At 59.3% G+C, this 22,587-nt stretch carries 23 protein-coding genes; 4 read left to right on the top strand and 19 right to left on the bottom strand.

Annotated elements, in window-relative coordinates; all coding sequences use genetic code 11:
* Window positions 1-128 precede the first annotated feature (128 nt).
* From PL597_RS17610 to PL597_RS17630, 5 genes are all read right to left on the bottom strand, one after another.
* The gene (locus PL597_RS17610) at window positions 129-890 is read right to left on the bottom strand and encodes an ABC transporter permease (protein ID WP_077983822.1); all 762 of its coding nucleotides are present in this window, start codon (window positions 888-890) and stop codon (window positions 129-131) included.
* Window positions 887-1,813, bottom strand: coding sequence for an ABC transporter ATP-binding protein (locus tag PL597_RS17615; protein ID WP_077983844.1), 927 nt, complete (start codon window positions 1,811-1,813; stop codon window positions 887-889). Before PL597_RS17615 ends, PL597_RS17610 begins: the two co-directional genes overlap by 4 nt.
* 105 nt (window positions 1,814-1,918) lie before the next feature.
* The gene (locus tag PL597_RS17620; protein WP_271365820.1) at window positions 1,919-2,740 is read right to left on the bottom strand and encodes a sulfite exporter TauE/SafE family protein; all 822 of its coding nucleotides are present in this window, start codon (window positions 2,738-2,740) and stop codon (window positions 1,919-1,921) included.
* A 498-nt stretch (window positions 2,741-3,238) separates the two neighbouring features.
* Window positions 3,239-4,522, bottom strand: a complete 1,284-nt coding sequence (locus tag PL597_RS17625; RefSeq protein WP_271365821.1) for an extensin-like domain-containing protein — start codon at window positions 4,520-4,522, stop codon at window positions 3,239-3,241.
* A 176-nt stretch (window positions 4,523-4,698) separates the two neighbouring features.
* On the bottom strand, window positions 4,699-6,513 hold the full coding sequence (locus PL597_RS17630; protein WP_269827079.1) for a methyl-accepting chemotaxis protein: 1,815 nt from the start codon (window positions 6,511-6,513) through the stop codon (window positions 4,699-4,701).
* Between the two features lie 242 nt (window positions 6,514-6,755).
* On the opposite strand from PL597_RS17630, the gene PL597_RS17635 reads away from it, so the two are divergent.
* Window positions 6,756-7,070, top strand: coding sequence for a DUF1883 domain-containing protein (locus tag PL597_RS17635; RefSeq protein WP_077983825.1), 315 nt, complete (start codon window positions 6,756-6,758; stop codon window positions 7,068-7,070).
* 112 nt (window positions 7,071-7,182) lie between these two features.
* Here the strand turns inward: PL597_RS17635 and PL597_RS17640 are convergent, their stop codons facing one another.
* Both PL597_RS17640 and PL597_RS17645 read right to left on the bottom strand, forming a co-directional pair.
* Window positions 7,183-8,499 (bottom strand): replication-associated recombination protein A, encoded by a 1,317-nt coding sequence (locus PL597_RS17640; RefSeq protein ID WP_137410630.1) that lies wholly within the window; start codon window positions 8,497-8,499, stop codon window positions 7,183-7,185.
* Window positions 8,496-9,902 (bottom strand): DegQ family serine endoprotease, encoded by a 1,407-nt coding sequence (locus PL597_RS17645; protein ID WP_077983827.1) that lies wholly within the window; start codon window positions 9,900-9,902, stop codon window positions 8,496-8,498. Before PL597_RS17645 ends, PL597_RS17640 begins: the two co-directional genes overlap by 4 nt.
* 175 nt (window positions 9,903-10,077) lie before the next feature.
* On the opposite strand from PL597_RS17645, the gene PL597_RS17650 reads away from it, so the two are divergent.
* A complete protein-coding gene (locus PL597_RS17650; RefSeq protein WP_142911488.1) occupies window positions 10,078-10,428 on the top strand; it encodes a lysozyme inhibitor LprI family protein in 351 nt (116 codons plus the stop codon).
* A gap of 15 nt (window positions 10,429-10,443) precedes the next feature.
* Here the strand turns inward: PL597_RS17650 and PL597_RS17655 are convergent, their stop codons facing one another.
* Together PL597_RS17655 and ilvD are read right to left on the bottom strand one after the other, a co-directional pair.
* Window positions 10,444-11,445 (bottom strand): serine hydrolase domain-containing protein, encoded by a 1,002-nt coding sequence (locus tag PL597_RS17655; protein ID WP_191217960.1) that lies wholly within the window; start codon window positions 11,443-11,445, stop codon window positions 10,444-10,446.
* 433 nt (window positions 11,446-11,878) lie between these two features.
* Entirely contained in the window at window positions 11,879-13,714 is a 1,836-nt protein-coding gene (ilvD, locus tag PL597_RS17660) for a dihydroxy-acid dehydratase (protein WP_077983831.1), read from the bottom strand.
* 313 nt (window positions 13,715-14,027) lie between these two features.
* Between ilvD and msrP the strand changes: the two genes are divergently transcribed.
* A complete protein-coding gene (msrP, locus tag PL597_RS17665) occupies window positions 14,028-14,969 on the top strand; it encodes a protein-methionine-sulfoxide reductase catalytic subunit MsrP (protein WP_271365822.1) in 942 nt (313 codons plus the stop codon).
* 2 nt (window positions 14,970-14,971) lie between these two features.
* Window positions 14,972-15,625, top strand: a complete 654-nt coding sequence (gene msrQ, locus PL597_RS17670; RefSeq protein WP_271365823.1) for a protein-methionine-sulfoxide reductase heme-binding subunit MsrQ — start codon at window positions 14,972-14,974, stop codon at window positions 15,623-15,625.
* 375 nt (window positions 15,626-16,000) lie between these two features.
* Here the strand turns inward: msrQ and rplQ are convergent, their stop codons facing one another.
* The 10 genes from rplQ to rpsE all read right to left on the bottom strand — a co-directional run bounded on the left by rplQ (window position 16,001) and on the right by rpsE (window position 22,490).
* Complete coding sequence (gene rplQ, locus PL597_RS17675; protein WP_003521014.1) at window positions 16,001-16,426, bottom strand: 50S ribosomal protein L17; 426 nt, start codon at window positions 16,424-16,426, stop codon at window positions 16,001-16,003.
* A 118-nt stretch (window positions 16,427-16,544) separates the two neighbouring features.
* Window positions 16,545-17,555: a DNA-directed RNA polymerase subunit alpha gene (locus PL597_RS17680; protein ID WP_003495228.1), complete on the bottom strand. Its 1,011-nt coding sequence runs from the start codon at window positions 17,553-17,555 to the stop codon at window positions 16,545-16,547.
* Window positions 17,556-17,750: 195 nt separating this feature from the next.
* Window positions 17,751-18,140 carry a 30S ribosomal protein S11 gene (gene rpsK / locus PL597_RS17685; RefSeq protein WP_003495225.1) on the bottom strand — a complete coding sequence of 130 codons (390 nt, stop codon included), beginning with the start codon at window positions 18,138-18,140 and terminating at the stop codon, window positions 17,751-17,753.
* A gap of 137 nt (window positions 18,141-18,277) precedes the next feature.
* Entirely contained in the window at window positions 18,278-18,646 is a 369-nt protein-coding gene (gene rpsM, locus PL597_RS17690) for a 30S ribosomal protein S13 (protein WP_035263425.1), read from the bottom strand.
* Window positions 18,647-18,948: 302 nt separating this feature from the next.
* On the bottom strand, window positions 18,949-19,539 hold the full coding sequence (locus PL597_RS17695; RefSeq protein WP_077983834.1) for an adenylate kinase: 591 nt from the start codon (window positions 19,537-19,539) through the stop codon (window positions 18,949-18,951).
* A complete protein-coding gene (secY, locus tag PL597_RS17700; RefSeq protein ID WP_077983846.1) occupies window positions 19,536-20,876 on the bottom strand; it encodes a preprotein translocase subunit SecY in 1,341 nt (446 codons plus the stop codon). Before secY ends, PL597_RS17695 begins: the two co-directional genes overlap by 4 nt.
* Entirely contained in the window at window positions 20,821-20,988 is a 168-nt protein-coding gene (locus tag PL597_RS17705; RefSeq protein ID WP_165691255.1) for a hypothetical protein, read from the bottom strand. The genes secY and PL597_RS17705 overlap by 56 nt, the downstream gene beginning before the upstream one ends.
* A 218-nt stretch (window positions 20,989-21,206) precedes the next feature.
* The gene (rplO, locus tag PL597_RS17710; protein ID WP_077983835.1) at window positions 21,207-21,686 is read right to left on the bottom strand and encodes a 50S ribosomal protein L15; all 480 of its coding nucleotides are present in this window, start codon (window positions 21,684-21,686) and stop codon (window positions 21,207-21,209) included.
* 16 nt (window positions 21,687-21,702) lie between these two features.
* Window positions 21,703-21,909: a 50S ribosomal protein L30 gene (gene rpmD / locus PL597_RS17715; protein WP_003495212.1), complete on the bottom strand. Its 207-nt coding sequence runs from the start codon at window positions 21,907-21,909 to the stop codon at window positions 21,703-21,705.
* An 11-nt stretch (window positions 21,910-21,920) separates the two neighbouring features.
* On the bottom strand, window positions 21,921-22,490 hold the full coding sequence (gene rpsE / locus PL597_RS17720; protein ID WP_003495208.1) for a 30S ribosomal protein S5: 570 nt from the start codon (window positions 22,488-22,490) through the stop codon (window positions 21,921-21,923).
* Window positions 22,491-22,587 lie beyond the last annotated feature (97 nt).

Raw genomic sequence — 22,587 nt, forward strand, 5'->3', positions numbered from 1 at the left:
ATCCTCGGGCTTGTCCCGAGGATCTAATCACGTCCAATAAAATCAATCGGTTGCAGATCCTCGGGACAAGCCCGAGGATGACGTAGCGTGTGAGGTGAAGCTTTCCGCTATCTCTAACGATTGAGCCGTCAGTTGCGCAGCCTATACCCCGTCTTGAAGATCCAGCTAACAACACCGAGGCACAGCGCCAGAAACAGCGTGATCATCGCAAGGCTGATGGCGGGATTGACGTCGGCGATCTCATAAAAACTCCAGCGGAAACCGCTGATGAGATAAAGCACCGGATTGAAATGGCTGACCGTCTGCCAGAAGGGCGGCAGCATGTCGATGGAATAGAAGCTGCCGCCAAGGAAAGTCAAAGGCGGCACCACCAGCATGGGAATAAGGTTCAGCTGCTCGAAATTCGTCGCCCAGATGCCGATGATGAAGCCGAACAGGCTGAAACTGACAGCCGTCAGCACGAAGAACAGCACCATCATGAACGGATGAGCAATCGTGATATCCACGAAGAAGGTGGCTGTTATCAGAATGATCGTCCCGATCATCAAGCCCTTGGTCGCCGCCGCCCCGACATAGCCGGCGACAATTTCCGTCATCGATACGGGCGCGGACAATATCTCATAGACCGTGCCGGTGAATTTCGGGAAATAAATGCCGAAGGACCCGTTGCCGATACATTGCGTCAGCAACGTCAGCATGATGAGACCGGGCGTTATGAAGGCGCCATAGGAAACTCCGCCAACTTCTTGAATCCGCGAACCGATCGCGGTTCCGAAGACGATGAAATAAAGGGAGGTGGAAATGACGGGCGAGACCACGCTTTGCAGCAGGGTGCGACGCGTGCGCGCCATTTCGAACAGATAGATGGCCTTGATGGCTTCGAAATTCATTTCTGGCCTCCCACCAGCGAAACGAAAATATCCTCAAGCGAACTCTGCCGCGTGGAAATATCCCTGAAATGGATGTTGGCGGCGAAAAGGGCGTTCAGAACATCCGCGATGCGGACCTGCTCGCCATTATCCTCGATTTCATAGGTGATGGTGGAGCGGTCATCGGAAAGCGTCAGACCGAAGGGCGCAAGACTGTCAGGCAATTGCTCCACGGGCTGGGCAAGCTCCAGGAAAAGCTGCTTGCGGCCGAGCTTTTTCATCAGCGCCGTCTTTTCTTCCACCAGCAGCAATTCGCCGCCATTGATGACGCCCACCCGGTCGGCGATTTCTTCCGCCTCTTCGATGTAATGTGTGGTGAGGATGATGGTGACGCCTTTGGCGCGCAGCTCGGAAACCACATTCCACATGTCGCGGCGCAGCGCCACATCCACACCGGCCGTCGGCTCGTCAAGGAACAGAACCTTCGGCTCATGCGCCAGCGCCTTGGCGATCAGCACGCGCCGTTTCATACCGCCGGAAAGCTCCCGCAGCATATTGTCCTTCTTGTTCCAGAGCGACAAGGATTTCAGGATACGCTCGATCAGCTCCGGGTTCTTCTTCTGCCCGTGCAGGCCGCGCGAGAAGCTGACGGTGTTCCACACCGTCTCGAACTGGTCTGTGGTCAGCTCCTGCGGCACGAGGCCGATCAGGGCGCGGGTCTGGCGAAAATCCTTCACCACATCGTGCCCGCCGACAAGCACCGAACCTTCACCCGGATTGACGAGACCGCAGACAATCGAGATCAATGTCGTCTTGCCAGCACCGTTCGGACCGAGAAGAGCGAGGATTTCCCCCTGTTTGATATCGAGGCTGACACCTTTGAGCGCCTGAAAGCCGTTTGCGTAGGATTTTGTCAGATTCCGTATCGAAACAATGGCATTCATGGCAAATTCTTTCGAAAAACCGAGTAAGATGATCGCCATATAGACCGCAGAGGTTGCAAATGCCACCCCAGCGGACCGAACACTGCGTTCGGCAGAGACGGAAAATCAGCTGTAGACGCTATAGAAAAACTGCGCTGCGACGAAGACCAGAAATACCCCGAAGGCCCGCTCCAGCTGCTTTTTGCTGAGCGCATGGGCGAGCCTAGCGCCATAGGGCGCAACGACAAGCGTGATGGGGATCAGCAGCACCACGGCGATCCAGTTGATGAAACCGGTGGAAAACGGCGGCAGGCCCGCATCACCCCAGCCAGCCCAGATGTAACCCAGAAGCCCCGGCAGCGAAATCAGCACGCCGACACCGGAAGAGGTTGCGACCGCCTGATGGATCGTGCGTCCGTAAAGCGTCATGAAGGTATTGTTCATCACCCCGCCGCCCACGCCCATCAGGCCGGAAAAGAGCCCGATGCCGGTGCCAACAAGAAAACGGCCCGGATTTTTCGGCAGGTCGGAGCCGAGATGCCAGCTCGCCCGGTTGAAGATCATCCGGAAGGCGAGCACCAGCGCGATGAAGGCGAAGATCAGCCGCAGGGCGACGCTCGAGGCATGGGCAGCAACCACGGATGCGAGGATGGCGCCGAGCGGCACGGCGACAATCCAGCCCTTCAGCAGATCGACATCGACCGCGCCCTTCTGACGATGCGCCAGGAACGAACGAATGGAAGTGGGCACGATGATGGCAAGCGACGTGCCAAGCGACAGATGCATGCGCACCGCCTCCGGCACATCCAGCAGCCCAAAGACCTGGTAGAAGACGGGCACCAGCACCGCGCCGCCACCAATGCCGAATAGCCCCGCCAGAAGACCGGCGACCACACCCGCTGCCGCAAGCGCCGCAGCAAAGACCATCAGCTCTGAAACAGGGGGCATAAAGGCAGGCTCCCGAAGGCCATTGTCACAAACATGTGACCCTCATAGCGTATCTGAAAGGTGCGGCAAGCCATGTTGGCCGCAGGTCAGTACGGTGCGATGTCTTTTGCCGCTATCCGCGCCGGATGGACCACTTCATGGGATCGTTTTCCCATTGCATGCCCTTGCAAAGACGCCGATATCCCCCCGATAAGGCTGTCTTTTTCAACCGGCCTTCGGGCCGGTCTTTTTTTTGGGGGTGTGACGGGCGATTATCGAGTTAGCGGGTAGAGAAGCATCCTCAACCGTCGTCATTACGGCCTGATCCAAAAATCCGCCGCCTATGTCATCGGCGGCAGCCCGATAACAAGCCGCACTCCGTATTCGACGTCATCCTCGGCCTTGTGCCAAGGATCTGCCAACATATCGCCAATAACGACGTTGCAGTTACTCGGTACAGGCCCGAGCATGACGGCGGAGACGCTTTCAAACTCAGCCGTTAACGTCCACCAGCGCGGCCTAATCGCAATGCCTGTAACCTGACTTGCGCGTGCGCAAGTCGAAATGAAAATGGTTCCAGTGATTGGGATCGCTGCCCGGCCCGAGAACGGTCGAGAAATATTTGCAGCTGTCAGACCTCACCGCCTTCAGCAGCCCTTTCTCTCGGAAAGCGAAGAAGCTTTTCTTGCGAACATCGATTTCCTTGCCGTTCTTCAGCGTGATGGTGCCGATATCGATCGCATTACCGCGTGCATGTTCTGACCACGGGTTGCTGGAGCGCGAATTCATCTTGCGGCAGGAATAACCGCCCATCGGCGTGATACGGCCGACGCCCGAAAGATAACGGAAGCGCGAGGATGGCACGAGCTCGAACTTCACCCATTTCGCAAAGGCAAGCGTGACCTGGCAATTGAGCTTCACTGCCGGCCGGACGGCGACACCACTGGCGAGGCCACTGAGTTCGATCGGATAGTCGATACCGCAGGTCGGACCGTCAGCAATACGCGCGACATCACGGAAAGCGACGCCGAGACGGCGAAGTTCGGAGCGGCAGGCAACTTCGGAAGGCGGCATGACGCCGGGCGGCATGGACCGGTTGCTTTGCAGCCCGCCGCCCGCCATCGGATTATCAGGCATCAGCATGGCCACTTCTTCCACCGGCTGGCGACGGGAAGAGGAGCCGAGCGGCGGCGGTGGGACGAGCCGCGATTGGCTGGCCCGTTGCGTCTGGCGGGCCGGAGAGACGGCCACGGGATTATCCGTACCGATACCATCCACCACCGGCTGCGCTGAAGCGCCTTCGGCGATATCCGCATCCTGTTCTTCGGCAAGTCCGCGAACCGGCTCCACGCCCAGCATGGAATCCATATTCACGCCGCCTTCACCTTCGGCGATCTGGTTGCTGGCCATCTGCTGCGCCGGCATCGCCTGGCCCTGCATGGTCTGCGCCGGCGCAGTTGTATGGCCGCTGGCCGCCATGCGCGCCTGATGCTGGGAATCGAGTGTCGAATAACCCTGCCCGCCCTGCGGCGATTGCAACAGGGGGTCCTGCGAAGCGTAAGGCTCCGGCATCGGCTGTGAGACGGCGGCAGGATAATCGGTACCCTGCCCGGCCCGCTCGGCCTGATACACCGCACCAGCCGGCGCGCTGTAACCTTGCTGCCGCGAGGAACGGATGGCGCTGACGCGCGTGGTGCCGTCCACCTCCGCCGGCGGCACGAGGCCCTCCGCCGAACACGACACCATGACCGTGGAAATCATCAGCAACGTCACAAGACGACGCGGAAGGGAAACATACGCCATACGAGAACCTGTACCTTCAGCGGCCGCAATTCGCGGCAATACAGGATAAATTTTAAAGAAATGAGGTAAACGAAACCTTATTGGTTGCCGGAAATAACGAATGGCTGGTTCTGAAGGCTCAAAACAAAAAGGCGCGGCCAGGACCGCGCCTTTCAATCAGATCTAGATGCCTGACATTACGCGGCCCGCGAAACCTCCCGCCCCGCACCATGTCCAAGTTCGAAACGCGAAAGCAGCGAGCGCAGCTGCCGGCTTTCCTCGGCGAGCGTCTGGCTGGCCGCCGTCGTTTCTTCCACCATGGCGGCATTCTGCTGTGTCATCTGGTCCATGTGGTTGACGGAGGTGTTGATCTCCTGCAGGCCCGTTGCCTGCTCGCGCGCGGCCGTGGCTATGGAGTTCACATGGCCGTCGACACGGTTGACCAGCGCCACGATCTCCTCCAGCGCATCGCCCGTCGAGCGCACGAGTGCGACACCGCCGCCGACTTCTTCGGCCGAACGGTTGATAAGGGTCTTGATTTCCTTCGCCGCATTGGCGGAGCGTTGCGCCAGTTCGCGAACCTCCTGCGCCACCACGGCAAAACCACGCCCGGCCTCGCCGGCACGCGCCGCCTCCACACCGGCGTTCAGCGCCAGAAGATTGGTCTGAAAGGCTATTTCATCGATGACCGAGATTATCTGGCCGATGCGTTTCGAAGATTCCTCGATACGGCCCATGGCGTCGACGGCATTGCGCACGATCTCGCCCGAGCGGCCGGCGCTGGTTTTCGTGTCCTGCACCATCTGCCGGGCCTCGTTGGCACGCTCGGAAGCGGTGCGCACCGTGGCGGTGATCTCGTCCAGAGCAGCCGCTGTCTCCTCCAGCGCCGCCGCCTGCTGTTCGGTCCGGCGGGAAAGATTGCCGGTCGCACCGCTGATGTCGGAGGCGCTGTCATTGACCACATGCCCGGTTCTGGCGATCGCCTCGATCGCACCGTGCAACGCACCGACGGCACGATTGAAGTCCATGCGCAGCTTTTCGTAGTCCTCGCCAATATCTCTGAGTGAGACGGTCAGATCGCCATTGGCAAGCGCTTCGAGCGCATTGCCCAATTGCTCCATGGCATGCGCCTGCCGTTCGGATGCGGAGCGCAGAACCATCTCGTTACCATGCCGCTCCTCCTCCAGCGCCCGCTGCTGATCCGCCTCCCGCGCCTGCAGCGCGCTGCGCTCATTGACGCTGTCGCGCAGTACCAGCAGCGTCTTGGCAATCGCGCCGATTTCATTGCGACGGTCGGCGAACTGGATATCCGCCGCGCCGTCACCGTCGGCAATCCGCCGCATGCTTTGGCGGATGAGGTCGATCGGCCGCATTACGCTCCGCACGACGGCTGCGGCCACGCCGACAACCAGAAGGCCGGCCACGACACAAAGACCGCCATTAAAATAGAGGTCGCGCCAGAACACCGCTTCAAGATCATCAACATAAACACCGGTGCCGACAATCCAGCCCCAGGGAGCAAAACCGGCGACATGGGAAAATTTCTCGACCGGCTCCGGCGCACCGGGCTTCGGCCAGTAATAATCGACAAAGCCCTTGCCGCCCGCCTTGACCGTGTTCACGAACTCGACAAACAGCGCCTTGCCGTTCGGGTCCTTGTTGGCGGTAAGGTCCGTGCCGTTCATCTCGGGTTTGATCGGATGCATCACCATTTTGGGATGCATGTCGTTGATCCAGAAATAGCCGCTGCCATTGCCATAGCGCATCGCTGCAATGGTCGTCTTGGCCTGCTGTTGCGCCGCCTCCCGCGTCAGGCTTCCGGCCTGCTCCAGCCGATAATATTGATCGAGAATGGCAACAGCGGTTTCGTTCATCGCCGCAAGCCCAGCTTTCCGTTCGCCCTCCATTTTGTGGTAGCTTTCAAACAGGCTGAATGTCAGGGCCGTAGCCAATATTGCCAGAAACAATGCGACGAGCGCATAAAGGCGCGCAGATATTGTTACGTTTTTCATGTTCCCCCTCAACGTCGCTGATGCACTTCGACCAGTCGATGTTAAAGGCGAAAAATTTATTATTATTAAACACACACATTATACGTCGGTATTATTCTTCTATCCTCATAATCCTTGGCGCCATCATGCCGGACAGGCACAGCAAGCGTGAATTTTCAAACCAGCTGGCGGCATTTAAAGACACCGTTAACCGTGTGACTCCTATCTTCTTTGACCGAAATTACTTTACAGGGAGGCGCGCGATGGCCCGGCCGAATTTTCGCTATACGCATTATGACCTGAAGGAATTGCGGGCAGGCACCACCCTTGAAATATCCCTGTCCGCCGTCAACAATGTCCGGCTGATGACGGGCGCCAATTTTCAGCGTTTCACCGAATTGCTCGATTTCAAATATCTCGGCGGCGTCGCGAAAAAATCGCCGATCCGCATCGCCGTTCCCGAGACATTGCACTGGCATCTGGTGATCGATGCCGAAGGCCATAGCGGCCTGGCGGAATCCTCGGTCAAGATGCTGCCCGCGCAGCCCCAGGCGGCGCCACATCGCAAGGCGTCCTGATCGCATTTACAAACAATCAGTTACGCCCATTTTCCGACTCAATCTACCAGCGACTTGAATCTCTTTCTCAAGATCGCCCGCGGCGCACTTTCCGGCCGGGACGCCGCAAACCCTAGCGCGTCGCGCGCTCGCGACGCAGCTTCGCCCACCAGTCGAGGCGCTTGCGGATTTCCCTTTCGAAGCCTCGATCCGGCGGATCGTAAAAGGTCGTGCGCCCCATCTTCTCCGGGAAGTAATCCTGCCCCGAAAAAGCATCCGGCTCATCATGGTCGTAACGGTAACCATCGCCATAACCCTCGCCCTTCATGAGCTTGGTTGGCGCGTTCAGAATATGTTTCGGCGGCACCAGCGAGCCGTTTTCCTTGGCCGCCCGCATGGCCGACTTGAAGGCGGTATAAACGGCGTTCGATTTCGGCGCGGTCGCCAGATAGACGCAAGCCTGCGCCAGCGCCAACTCACCCTCGGGTGAGCCGAGATAGTCATAGGCGTCCTTGGCGGCGTTGCAGACGGTCAAAGCCTGCGGATCGGCAAGGCCGATATCCTCAACGGCCATACGGACCAGCCGCCGCCCAAGATAAAGCGGGTCCTCGCCGGCATCGAACATGCGCGCGAGATAATAAAGTGCCGCATCCGGGTCCGAACCGCGCACCGACTTATGCAGCGCGGAGATGAGATTGTAATGGCCGTCCTGGCTCTTGTCGTAAACGGGCGCACGGCGCTGCACGATGCGCGTCAACCCTTCGGTATCGAAGGTCTCGTCCTTGCGCGCCGCGCGCCAGACCTCCTCGGCAAGCGTCAGCACGGCGCGGCCATCGCCGTCGGCCATGCGGATCAGGCTGGCCCGTGCCTCTTCCGTCAACGGCAGGGACTTGCCCTCCGTCTCCTCGGCGCGCTTGAGAAGCTCGCTCAGGCTATCCTCGTCATGCGAGCGGAATGTCAACACACGCGCCCGCGACAACAGAGCGGCATTGAGTTCGAAAGACGGGTTTTCGGTGGTGGCGCCCACCAGAATAATGGTACCGTCCTCCATGACAGGCAGAAAACTGTCCTGCTGGGCGCGGTTGAAGCGATGAATCTCGTCTACGAAAAGCAGCGTCTGCCGGCCATTCATCCGCCGTGTGCGCGCCGCCTCGAAAACCTTCTTGAGATCGGCGACACCGGAAAAGATCGCCGAGATTTGCTCGAAAGCCAGCCCCGCTTCGCCGGAAAGCAACCGGGCAACCGTGGTCTTGCCGGTGCCGGGCGGCCCCCAGAAGATCATCGACCCCAGTGAGCCGCTATCGATCATGCGGCGCAGCACGCCCTCCTCGCCCGTCAGATGCGGCTGCCCGCTCACCTCCGCCAGCGTCTTGGGACGCAGACGATCGGCAAGAGGCCGCCGGTTGGCGACCTCGACGGGCACTTGCGGGGCGAAGAGATCGTCGCTCATCGCAGGAACTGCCGGATGCGCTGCCCGTCACGCAGGATTTCCACCCGCCAGAAGCCGGGATTGTCGTCCAGCGCCTTCTCGACAGCGGCGGTGGTGCCGATATCCGCGCCGTTCAGCGACAGGATCACGTCTTTCGGCTGGAAACCGACACGATAAGCCGGGGAACCGCGCTTCACATCGGTAATGACAACGCCGGTCACCTGCGACGGCATACGCAATTCATCGGCGAGTTTTGGCGAAAGATTGGCGACAGTCGCGCCGGCGAAGGGATTGCGCCCCTCAATCAGCCGTTCATCGCGCGGTGCGGTTTCCGGCGCGGTATCGAGCGCGATGGTCACCTTCTTCTCTTTCCCCTTGTCCATGACGGTCAGTTCGGCGGATTTGCCGATGCCGGCGGTCGTCAGGCGATAACCCAGCGCATCCGGATGCTCCACCTCGAAGCCGTTGACGGCTGTAACCACCTGCCCCGGCTCGATGCCCGCCTTCTCCGCCGGCCCACCCTTGATGACGCTGACGACCAGCGCGCCACGGGCGCGGTGCAGACCAAGCGCCTCGGCGACATCCGATGTCACCGGATCGAAAGTTGCGCCGATATAGGGCCGCTGGAAGCTTGCATCGCCACGCTCGGCGGCAGCGACGAAAACCCGGACAAGATTGGCGGGAATGGCGAAACCGATGCCGTTCGAGCCGCCGCCCTTGGAGAAGATGGCCGTGTTGATGCCAATCAGCTCACCCGCCATGTTCATCAACGCACCGCCGGAGTTGCCGGGGTTGATGGAGGCGTCGGTCTGGATGAAGAAACCGAAATCGCCCTGCGTCACCTGGTTACGCGCAAGGCCGGAAACGATGCCGCTCGTCACAGTCTGGCCGACACCGAAGGGATTGCCGATGGCGAGCACCAGATCACCGACCTCGATCTTGTCAGAATTTCCGAGCGACAGTACCGGGAACTGTTCCTTCGCATCGATCTGCAGAACGGCGAGATCGACGCGATCATCCTTTAGCAGCACCTTTGACGAAAATTCACGCCCATCCGCCAGCGCCACCTTGATGTCATCGGCGCCGTCGATGACGTGATTATTGGTCACCACGAGGCCGCCGGCGGTCACGATGACGCCGGAGCCGAGCGATGACTGCTTTTCCGTACGGTTCGGCATCTGCTGGCCGAAGAACTGTTCGAAGAAAGGATCACCAGCAAACGGCGACAGACGCCGTTGCACGACGCGTTCGGCATAAACATTCACCACCGCGCCTGCGGTGCGCTTGACCAGCGGCGCGAAAGAAAGCTGCATTTCCGTGTGGCTCGACGGCACGGTCCTGTTATCCTGCGCCGCAGCACCCACGGGCAGGAGAATGAGCGCGGCGAGAAAGCCGGTGGACAGATACTTCAACACGCTTCGCATGTGATTCCTCATCGTCATCAGTATGATGGAGTTATAACGTCAAAGCCTGTAAAGCAAAGAGCGGCAAGATGATGGCCGTCCTTTTCCAGGCATGGTATCGGCGGGCGACATTGGAACCAACAGCGCCCCTTTTCGGTTTCACCGGCACCTGACTGCCCTTTAAAAGAGACGACCCATGCATCTGAAACCGATCCTCCTTGCCTGCGGCATCCTTTTCACATCCTCCCTCGTCTCACCGGCCAGCGCGGCAAGCTTCGATTGCGCCAAGCCCGATCTGGCGGCGGATGAAAAAGCGATCTGTGACAACCGCGCGCTGAACGACCAGGATGTGAAGATGGCCACCACCTTCGACATTCTGACCCAGTTGATGGCGATGGGCGCGCGCGACACTTTGCGCGACGAACAGAGCCAATGGCTGAAGAAACGCCAGGAATGCGCAGCCGATGTGGCCTGCCTGACGCGTTCTTACGAGGAACGTATGAAGCGCCTCGGGGAAGCCTTCCAGAGCATCAATCGACCGCTCTGACCGTTAAGCCTGCCCTCAGACCGCACGAATGATGTTTTCCAGGAGGCCATGCAGCTGGTCGCGATAGCCGGTTCTGGCGGAAGGAGCATCTTCCCGCGAGGTCATGACCACGGAAAGTCGTCTGGCGGGCACGATATAGAGCATCTGCCCGCCATAACCCCAGGCGTAATAGACAATCTCCCCCGCCATCTCCTTGATGAACCAGCAATACCCATAACCATCGCCGTTGAAGACGGAATTGGTGCGCTGCTGCCAGGACTGGCTGATCCATTCCTGCGAGATGAGCCGCTCACCATCAGGCGTCACGCCGCCAAGACGATAAAGCTCGCCAAAGGCCAGCAGGGAACGCGCCGTCATCGCCATCTGGTTGCCACCGAGATAGATGCCCTGCGGATCGCGCTCCCACCCGCCGATTGCGAACCCCTCAAGTGGCCGGAACCAGTCTCGGGCGAGAGAAAGCGTCGAGCGGCCGGAAGCCTTGGTCAATATCGCCGAGAGCAGATGTGTTGATGCCGTGGAATAGAGCATGCCGCCGCCGGGCTCCCCGGCAAAACCGGAACCCAGCGCCATCCTCACCCAGTTGCGGCTGGCGACCCAGCGGCCGTAATTCGGGCCGGACATGCGCTCCAGACCGGATTGCATGGACAGGAGATGACCAATGGTGATCCGCTCCAGCCGCGGATCGGGGTTAGGCGGAAAATCTCCGCGCAGTACGGTCGCGACCGGCTGATCGGCGCCCGACAGAATCTTGCGGTCGATCGCCATGCCGACCAGCGCCGAGATCACCGATTTCGAGGCCGACTTGATATTGGTGGAGCCGTTGAGGCTGGCGCCGTGATAGGCACGGCTTGCCACCTCTGCGCCATCGATGCTGACGATGACCGCCTTGAGGCTGGAAAGCGCCTCCGCCTGCCTCAGCAAAGGATCGAAACGGATATTGTTTCCGGCGTCCTGCGCCTGGGCAAGCCGAGCAAAAGGCAGCGACGCGATAAGGGTGAGTGCGGTTCGTCTTTTCATGATGATGAAGTTAGGCATCGCCGAGTTCTGGAAAAGGGTCGCTGGACGAACATCACTCCAATGTGACTGCTGGACAGGAAACAGCCTGTAAGCAGTTTCGTATTTACGATGGAAAAACAGAATGTTGAAGGCCGCAGAAGAATCACCCTATGAGGCAATTGAATCTGTTTATGAGCTGGGCTTCACACCAAATTCAGACAGCAAAAAGCCGCCCCGAAGGGCGGCTGATCGAACGATTGCAGATCGCACATCACTCTCAACGTCATCCTCGGGCCTGTCCCGAGGATCTATCAACCTCGCGTGGTATCGGTCGGTCGCAGATGCTCGGGACAAGCCCGGGCATGACGGATGAGAGCTTTTCGGTCCTGGACAGCAAGCTCCAGCCACCGCGCAGCGGGACGGTCAATTAACTTCCGCCCCACTCTGCGACAGCTTACTCCGGCAGAATCCGCACAGCACCTTTGTCCGCGCTCGACGCAAAGGCCGCATAGGCCTTCAGTGCCGTCGTGACATTGCGCTTGCGTGGTGCTTCCGGCTTCCAGCCCTTTTCTTCCTGCTCGGCACGGCGCGATGCCAGTTCGGCATCCGGTACGCTGAGGTTGATCGTGCGGTTCGGAATGTCGATCTCGATCAGGTCGCCCTGACGCACGAGGCCGATGGCGCCGCCCTGTGCCGCTTCCGGCGAGGCGTGGCCGATGGACAGGCCTGACGTGCCACCGGAGAAACGACCGTCGGTGATCAGCGCACAGGCTTTGCCAAGGCCCTTCGACTTGAGGTAGCTGGTCGGATAGAGCATTTCCTGCATGCCAGGACCGCCCTTCGGTCCTTCATAGCGGATGACGACGACGTCGCCCGCCTTGACCTCGTTGCCGAGAATGCCCTTCACGGCCGCGTCCTGGCTCTCGTAAACGACCGCCGGACCGGTGAATTTCAGAATGGATTCGTCCACACCCGCCGTCTTTACGATGCAGCCGTCGAGCGCGATGTTGCCATAAAGCACGGCGAGACCGCCATCCTTGGAGAAAGGCTTTTCGACCGAGCGGATGACGCCATTATCGCTGTCGGTATCCAGATCGTCCCAGCGCGAGGACTGGCTGAAGGCAACCTGCGTCGGTACGCCGCCGGGGGCAGCCTTGAAGAATTCACGCACCGTCTCGCTGTTGGTGCGGGTAATGTCCCAGCGGTCGATGGCGTCGCCCAGCGTCGCTTCGTGCACCGTATAGGTATCACGGTTGATGAGACCGCCGCGCTCCAGCTCACCGAGAATACGCATGATGCCGCCGGCGCGGTGTACGTCTTCCATGTGCACGTCCTGCTTGGCGGGCGCGACCTTGGAAAGGCAGGGAACCTTGCGGGAAAGACGGTCGATGTCTTCCATGCCGAAATCGACGCCGCCTTCATGGGCAGCCGCCAGAATATGCAGAACCGTATTGGTGGAGCCGCCCATGGCGATATCAAGCGACATTGCGTTCTCAAATGCCGCCTTGTTGGCAATGGTGCGCGGCAGGACGGTTTCGTCCTCCTGCTCGTAGTAACGGCGCGCCAGATCGACGATCAGGTGACCGGCCTCGACGAACAGGCGCTTGCGATCCGAGTGGGTGGCAAGCGTCGAGCCGTTGCCGGGCAGTGACAGGCCGAGAGCCTCGGTCAGACAGTTCATCGAGTTGGCGGTGAACATGCCGGAACAGGAACCGCAGGTCGGGCAGGCAGAGCGCTCGATGACCTTGACGTCCTCGTCGGAAATCTTGTCGTCGGCGGCAGCCACCATGGCGTCGACCAGATCGAGCGCGACCGTCTTGCCGTGCAGAACGACCTTGCCCGCTTCCATCGGGCCGCCGGACACGAAAACGGCGGGGATGTTGAGGCGCATGGCAGCATTCAGCATGCCGGGGGTGATCTTGTCGCAGTTGGAAATGCACACCATGGCATCGGCGCAATGGGCATTGACCATATATTCAACCGAGTCAGCGATGATCTCGCGCGACGGCAGCGAGTAGAGCATGCCGTCATGGCCCATGGCGATACCGTCATCGACCGCGATGGTGTTGAATTCCTTGGCAACACCGCCGGCCGCCTCGATTTCGCGGGCGACGAGCTGGCCGAGATCCTTCAGATGCACATGGCCCGGCACGAACTGCGTGAAGGAATTGACGACAGCAATGATCGGCTTGCCGAAATCGCTGTCCTTCATGCCGGTGGCGCGCCAAAGGCCGCGCGCGCCCGCCATGTTGCGGCCGTGGGTTGTCGTTCTGGAGCGATAGGCTGGCATGGTGTTTTCCTCGATCTCTTGGGCAAAGACGCGTCTTCCGCAGCGCGGTCAAAACGGCCTCTGCCCTAATTTGCGGTTTTTCTAGCGCAAACCGTGAGCCCTGTCACTGTCACCTTGAGGCAAAACAGTACGGTTCGGTACGGTACGCTTTCTCTTCAGCGTGCTATCGGGCCGCGCCTTTCATCACAAATGCGCGATTTCCGCCGCTCCACCGTTGTTTTTCCGCAGATCGCTGAAACATAACTGTGCAGCGGCCGTATTGGCTATCATAGTCGATTTATCGCCGATGCACCCGGCTTTTGTGGAGGTTCCAATGCCCGCCTATCGTCCGCCCATCATCTCGGCAAATGAAATCACGCCGAAGAATATCTACCTGTCCAGACGTGGCTTCCTCGGCACGACGGCGGGGCTGGCGGTAATCGGGCTGGCCGGGCGTGAGGCTGTTGCCGCGCCGCTTTCCGCAAAACCCGGCGCCTACAAGCTCGATGAGAAGCTCACCCCGCTCGACGCCGTCACCAGCTATAATAATTTCTACGAATTCGGCGTCGGAAAATCCGACCCGAAGGAAAATTCCGGCAAGTTCAAGCCGACCCCCTGGACTGTGAAGGTGGATGGCCTCGTTTCCAAACCGCAGGAATTCGGCATTGAAGACCTGATGAAATATCCTCTCGAAGAGCGCACCTATCGCATGCGCTGTGTCGAGGGCTGGTCGATGGTCATTCCGTGGATCGGCTTCCCGCTCGCCGCCCTTCTCGACAAGGTGGAGCCGCTTGGCAGCGCGAAATACGTGTCCTTCGAGACGGTTGTGCGGCCGGAGGAAATGCCCGGCCAGAGCGGCTTGTTCCAGCCTCTTTCATGGCCCTATGTCGAGGGCCTGCGTCTCGATGAAGCGCGCCATCCGCTCACCATCCTCGCCGTTGGGCTTTATGGCGAAACCCTGCCGAACCAGAACGGCGCGCCGATCCGCCTCGTGGTCCCGTGGAAATATGGTTTCAAGGGCATCAAATCCATCGTCCGTATTTCGCTTGTCGAGAAACAGCCGGAAACGACGTGGAAAAACTCCAATGCCCGGGAATATGGCTTCTACTCCAACGTCAATCCGCATGTGGACCATCCCCGCTGGAGCCAGGCGACGGAACAACGCATCGGCGAAGGCGGCTTTTTCGGCACGCAGAACCGCCCGACCCTGATGTTCAACGGTTACGACGAGGTGGCAAGCCTCTATGCCGGCATGGACCTGAAAGCGAATTACTGACCATGGCCTTAGCGCTGCCTCTTCCCTCGCTGCCGAAGCGTTACCAACCGGCAGCCATCTGGGCGCTGTATATCGCCGGCCTTTCTCCCGGTGTCTGGTATTTCTATCTCGCCGCAACCGGCGGCCTCGGCTTCAATCCGGTCAAGGAATTCGAGCACCTGCTCGGCATCTGGGCGCTGCGCTTCCTGTGTATCGGCTTACTTGTGACGCCGATGCGCGATCTCTTCAACATCAACCTCATCGCCTATCGCCGGGCGCTGGGGCTGATCGCCTTTTATTATGTGCTCGCCCATTTCACCGTCTATCTGGTGCTGGATCGCGGCCTGATCCTCAGCTCCATCGCAGGCGATATCCTGAAACGCCCCTATATCATGCTCGGCATGGCCGGCCTTCTCATGCTCATTCCTCTGGCGCTCACCTCCAACCGCTGGTCGATCCGCAAACTCGGCAGCCGCTGGAACACGCTGCACAAGCTTGTCTACCTCGTCCTCATCGTCGGCGTGCTGCATTTCGTGCTGGCGCGGAAGTCGATCACGCTGGAACCGGTGTTTTATATAAGCACCATGGTGGTGCTGCTCGGGTACCGGCTGGCGCGACCGACGATCATGGCGGCGAAGCGCAGCAAAAAGGCTGCGGGCAGGCCTGTGCGTCAATAGTGCTAGATGTTGGCATTGACGGCGGATCGCGGCGGGTGGGGCTTACCCCCTCTGCCCTGCCGGGCATCTCCCCCGCAGGTGGGGAGATCGATATGCGGCGAGGCCTCGCCCATCTCAACATCTGAGGTTAAAGTAGAGGTAATGCGTCTTGCCGATCTCCCTCCTTGTCGGGAGATGTCCGGCAGGACAGAGGGGGGTAAGCCCAACCCACCTCGATCAGCTATAAGCAACCAAATCCAGACGCCGACGCCCACCAACGCCGGTTTTTTCATCCCGTGATGTCGATCACTTCGCACGTATCATCTGAAAACAAAAAAAGCCGGGCAATCTCTCGCCCGGCTTTTTTAACTCATGACGCCTGAACGGCGTCAAACCTTATGCAGCTTCGGCAGCAGCAGCTTCTGCAGCAACGCGAGCCTTGTCGGCTGCGCCCTTGGCGTCAACGTCGCGCTCGACGAATTCGATGACGGCGAGAGCGGCATTGTCGCCCTGGCGGAAGCCGGCTTTCATGATACGCAGGTAGCCGCCATTGCGGTTTGCGTAGCGAGCTGCGATCGCGTCGAACAGCTTGCGAACGGCGTCCTGATCCTTGATCTGCGAGATCGCCTGACGACGAGCGTGCAGGTCGCCCCGCTTGCCGAGGGTGACGAGCTTCTCAACGATCGGGCGAATTTCCTTCGCCTTCGGAAGCGTGGTGACGATCTGCTCATGGGTGATGAGCGAAGCAGCCATGTTGGCAAACATTGCCTTGCGGTGGCTGGCGGTTCTATTGAGCTTGCGGCCTGAATTACCGTGGCGCATTGCTATTCTCCTTCTACGCAGGTTCCTTCTCTAAGGCCTGCCGTTTCCTGGCACATGCAGATGACTTATCTGCTGTTTGACGGGGAAAGGCAGTCTTTGAGGTCTGCCTTCTTGTTTGTTAGTACTGGTCTTCGTAACGCTTTGCGAGATCTTCGATGTTCTCAGGCGGCCATGCCGGCACTTCCATACCGAGGTGCAGACCCATGGAAGCGAGAACTTCCTTGATTTCGTTAAGCGACTTGCGACCGAAGTTCGGCGTGCGAAGCATTTCGGCCTCGGTCTTCTGGATCAGGTCGCCGATATAAACGATGTTGTCGTTCTTCAGGCAATTTGCCGAACGAACGGACAGTTCGAGCTCGTCGACCTTCTTGAGAAGCGCCGGGTTGAACGCAAGTTCGGTAACCGATTCTTCTTCTGCTTCCTTCTGCGGCTCGTCGAAGTTGACGAAGACGCCCAGCTGGTCCTGAAGAATGCGAGCGGCGAAGGCAACGGCGTCTTCGCCGGAAACCGAACCGTTGGTCTCGATCGTCATGATCAGCTTGTCATAGTCGAGAACCTGACCTTCACGGGTGTTTTCCACCTTGTAGGACACTTTCTTGACCGGAGAATAAAGGCTGTCCACCGGAATGAGGCCGATAGGGGCATCTTCCGCGCGGTTGCGCTCAGCCGGTACGTAACCCTTGCCGTTGTTGACGGTGAATTCCATGCGGATTTCAGCGCCATCGTCCAGCGTGCAGATCACGTGGTCGGGGTTCAGGATTTCGATGTCGCCAACCGTCTGGATGTCACCAGCGGTTACGGCACCCGGACCCTGCTTGCGCACGACCATGCGCTTGGAATCATCGCCGTCCATCTTGATGGCGATTTCCTTGATGTTGAGCACGATATCCGTCACATCTTCCCGAACGCCGGGGATGGAGGAGAATTCGTGCAGGACACCGTCGATCTGCACGGCCGTAACAGCGGCGCCACGCAGAGAAGACAACAGAACGCGACGCAGCGCGTTGCCGAGGGTAAGACCGAAACCACGCTCCAGCGGCTCGGCAACCAGCGTTGCCTTGGTGCGGCTGGACGAGGTGAACTCGACCTTGTTCGGCTTGATAAGTTCCTGCCAGTTCTTCTGAATCATCTTTAAACCTTCCGTTCGCCGCCACCATCCAATCGTGACGGACCGAGCATGAAAACACCGAGAGGAACCAAATTCAGGGGTTCATCGGTGGGTTCTTGAGCGCAAGTCCGTCGATCGAAATCGACGCGCACACGCCAGATACACGAAAATTCCGCCAGACCTGAGGAAAGGCGGAATTTCCGAACCACGGTCGCGTCAGACGCGGCGCTTCTTGCGCGGACGGCAACCGTTGTGCGGGATCGGCGTCACGTCGCGAATGGAGGTGATCATGAAACCGGCAGCCTGCAGAGCGCGAAGTGCCGATTCACGGCCGGAACCCGGACCGCAAACTTCAACTTCAAGCGACTTCATGCCGTGTTCCTGAGCCTTCTTCGCGCAATCTTCAGCAGCGATCTGGGCAGCGAACGGGGTCGACTTGCGCGAACCCTTGAAGCCCTTGGCACCAGCGGACGACCAGGCAATAGCATTGCCCTGTGCGTCGGTGATGGTGATCATCGTGTTGTTGAAGGTCGAGTTGACGTGCGCGACGCCAGACGTGATATTTTTGCGTTCGCGACGACGGACGCGTGCGGCTTCCTTGGCCATTTTATACCTTTCATTGATCTCTTCACCGCCGTAACACCAGCGGCTACACCGGCGATCAGCCCTTCTGGAGCCTTACGCCAAACTCAGAAAGGCTGGCGCGGACTGCACCAGCCTCCCCTTTCCGGAGAACCGGAAAATTACTTCTTCTTACCAGCGATAGCCTTCGCCGGACCCTTGCGGGTGCGGGCGTTGGTGTGCGTGCGCTGACCGCGGACCGGAAGGCCACGACGGTGACGCAGGCCGCGGTAGCAACCGAGGTCCATCAGACGCTTGATGTTCATCGAGGTCTCACGACGCAGGTCGCCTTCGACCTGGTAGTCGCGGTCGATGGCTTCACGGATCTGAAGAACTTCAGCATCCGTCAGCTGATGAACGCGCTTCTCAGCCGGAAGACCGACCTTGTCCATGATTTCCTGCGCGAATTTCGGACCGATCCCGTGAATGTAGGTCAGCGCAATAACAACGCGCTTCGCAGTCGGGATGTTGACGCCAGCGATACGTGCCACGTCTCTTCTCCTTGGTTCCAGTTGCCATCCGGCAAGTGGTGATTCCATTTGAGCGGCCGAAAGACCGCCAGTTCAAATTGGTGTCCGTGACAAGTCAAAACGACTGAACCCGGATCTCCCTTCCCTAAGGGAAATCCGCGCCAGTCGCTTGGGATGTCGCGAGTTGGCGCGGTGTTTAACGGAATCAGCGCAAAAAAGCAACCGGCTCCGCCAAGATTCTTTTACGATCCAGAGGATCAGCCGCCTTTCGGAAATGGAAGATGGGCAAGAACGTAACGGCCCTCACCCATTCATTCTCTCGATCAGGCAGAGGCTTTCTCGAGAACGCGCTCGATGGCCTCAGTGACGGCATCGACATCAGCCATGCCATCGAGCGCCACAAGCTCGCCCTGCTCGCTGTAATAGGCAGACAGCGGCGCGGTCTTCTCGCGATATTCCGTAAGACGCTTGCGGAAAGCTTCCGGATTGTCATCCGAACGGACAGTGCCGCCAGCCGCGATGGTCTCAGCGACGCGGTTTTCGATTCGGCGAATCAACGCCTCTTCGTCCACCTTGAGTTCGATGACGGCGTCGAGAACCAGGTTCTTCTTGCGCATGTTGTCGGCAAGAGCCTTGGCCTGCGGAACGGTGCGCGGATAACCGTCGAGAATGAAACCCTTGGCACAGTCCGGTGCTTCGATGCGCTCGGAAACGATCTGATTGACGATATCGTCGGATACCAGCCCGCCGGCATCCATGACGGCCTTGGCGCGCTTGCCAATTTCGGTGCCCGCGCTGACCGCAGCGCGCAGCATGTCACCGGTGGAAAGCTGCGGGATCCCGTACTTGTCCGTCAGCCGCTTGGCCTGGGTTCCCTTGCCCGCACCCGGCGGACCCAAAAATATCAGTCTCATCGTCCCCTCTTTCCTCCACGCAACTTCGACTTCTTGATCAGGCCTTCATACTGCTGGGCGATCAGGTGACCCTGAATCTGCGCAACCGTATCCAGAGTTACACTGACAACGATCAAAAGCGAAGTACCACCAAGGGCTAATGGAATGCCCGTCCGTGCGATAAGTGTCTCAGGAAGGATACACACGAAGACCAGATAAATCGCGCCGACCACCGTGATGCGGGTCAGGACGTAATCAATGTACTCCGCGGTGCGCTCGCCCGGACGGATGCCCGGAATGAAGCCGCCATGCTTCTTGAGGTTATCTGCGGTGTCCTTCGGATTGAAGACGATCGCCGTATAGAAAAACGCGAAGAACGCGATCAGCAGGCCGTAGAGCGCCATGAACAACGGCTGTCCGTGCTGCAGCGACGCAATGATCGACGTCGCCCAGCCCGGCAGGTTGGTGTTTCCGGCAAAACCCGCAGCCGTTGCCGGCAAAAGCAGCAGCGACGATGCGAAGATCGCGGGAATGACGCCGGCGGTGTTGAGCTTCAGCGGCAAATGCGAAGTATCGCCCTGGAACATCCGGTTGCCGACTTGGCGCTTCGGATATTGGATCAACAGGCGGCGCTGCGCGCGCTCCACGAAGACGATAAGCGCGATGACGCCGATAGCGATGATGACGACCATCAGAATGAGAGGGGTCGACAGCGCGCCGGTGCGGCCAAGTTCCAGCGTGCCGGCCAGCGCCTTGGGCAGGCCCGCGGCAATGCCCGCGAAGATGATCAGCGAAATACCGTTACCGATACCGCGCGAGGTGATCTGTTCGCCGAGCCACATGAGGAACATCGTACCACCGAGCAGCGTGATGACGGTGGAGATGCGGAAGAACATGCCCGGATCCACCACGAGACCGTTGCCGCTTTCAAGCCCGACCGCAATGCCATAGGCCTGCAGCGTGCCGAGCAGCACCGTACCGTAGCGTGTATACTGGTTGATGATCTTGCGGCCGGCTTCGCCTTCCTTCTTCAACGCTTCGAGCGAGGGCACGACCGAGGTCATGAGCTGCACGATGATCGAAGCGGAGATGTAAGGCATGATGCCGAGGGCGAAAATCGCCATGCGCTCGACGGCGCCACCCGCAAACATATTGAAAAGACCAAGAATACCGTTGGCCTGACCGCGGAAGGCCTGCGCATAGGCTTCGGGGTTCAGGCCCGGAAGCGGAATATGGGTGCCGAGACGGTAGACGAGAAGTGCGGCAAGAGTAAACCAGAGACGCTTTTTCAGATCCTCCGCCTTAGCGAAGGTCGAAAAATTCAGGTTCGAAGCCAGTTGTTCCGCTGCTGAAGCCATAAATTTCTCCGAATGACCCTTGCCAGCCAGCAACACCGGCCAATGCGGAAAGGTCTAAAAGATACTGGTCAAAACCGGGCTTCGGACGAATGCAGCTCTTGGCCGCCATCATGCCTCACCCTGTTTTTTATGTCCTATCCCCTCCCCTACGGAAGTTCAAGAACTGTGAGGCTCTCCCTGCGGCACTTTCTGCCGCAAGCGGGGCCAAGAAAGCACACCGCGAAGAGATTGCCCTGATGCTCTATAAATCGATTTAGATCGAAAGCAACAGTGGCCAGGGAGCGCAAACGCCCGGAGCGACATGCGCACCGGGCGTCTGAAGTTTATATATTACTCGGCGGCTTCCGCTGCAACAGCGAGAAGCTTGATCGAGCCGCCAGCCTTTTCGATCTTTTCGATCGCAGGCTTGGAAGCGCCGGCAACTTCGAAAGCGACCTTTGCCTTCAGCTCGCCGTCGGCGAGAATGCGTACGCCGTCCTTGGCGCGGCGGATAACGCCGGCAGCCTTGAGAGCAGCGGCATCGATCGTTGCGGAAGCGTCAAGCTTCTTGGCGTCGATGGCGGTCTGAATGCGGCCGAGCGACACAACAGCATATTCGGAACCGAAAATGTTGTTAAAGCCGCGCTTCGGCAGACGACGGTAGATGGGCATCTGACCGCCTTCGAAGCCGTTGATCGCGACGCCCGAACGAGCCTTCTGACCCTTCACACCGCGACCACCGGTCTTGCCCTTGCCGGAACCGATACCGCGACCTACGCGGATACGATCCTTGGAGGCGCCTTCGTTATCTCTGATTTCATTGAGTTTCATGATAGGTTACTCCGTCTCACTTCTCGTCAACGACGCGAACGAGATGCTGGACCGCACGGATCATGCCGCGAACCGCAGGAGTGTCTTCCAGGGTGCGCTGACGATGCATCTTGTTGAGACCCAGACCGACCAGCGTCTGACGCTGGATTGCCGGGCGGCGAATAGGGCTGCCGATCTGTTCGACCGTAACAGTCTTCTTGGCTTCAGTAGTCTTCTTGGCCATGATCCAGCTCCTTATTCTTCAGAAGCGTTGCCGGAAGCGGCACGGCGAGCCTGAAGGGTCGCATACTTCAGACCGCGCTGTGCAGCGATGTCCTTCGGATGAACCTGATGCTTCAGAGCGTCGAACGTAGCGCGAACCATGTTGTACGGGTTCGACGAACCGGTCGACTTTGCAACAACGTCATGAACGCCGAGCGTTTCGAAAACGGCGCGCATCGGACCACCGGCGATGATACCGGTACCGGCCTTGGCCGAACGCAGCAGAACCTTGCCTGCGCCGTGACGGCCATTGACGTCGTGATGCAGCGTGCGGCCATCGCGCAGCGGAACGAAGATCAGATCGCGCTTTGCGCTTTCCGTTGCCTTGCGGATCGCTTCCGGAACTTCACGAGCCTTGCCGTGACCGAAGCCAACGCGGCCCTTCTGGTCGCCAACGACGACGAGAGCGGCGAAGCCGAAGCGACGGCCACCCTTAACAACCTTTGCAACGCGGTTGATCGCGACCAGCTTGTCGACGAATTCGCTATCGCGCTCTTCACGGTTCTGGCGGTCGTCGCGAGAACCTCTTTTTTCCTGTGCCATTGTCCTTGTCCTTTTTCTTTTACGGGTGGAACGGCAAACGAAAAGACCAGCGGCCTCGAGAACGAGATCCGCATGGTCCGGTGAAATTCCGCCCGGA

It is taken from the genome of Agrobacterium sp. ST15.13.013, from assembly GCF_027956525.1.
GTDB classification, from domain to species: Bacteria; Pseudomonadota; Alphaproteobacteria; order Rhizobiales; family Rhizobiaceae; genus Agrobacterium; species Agrobacterium salinitolerans.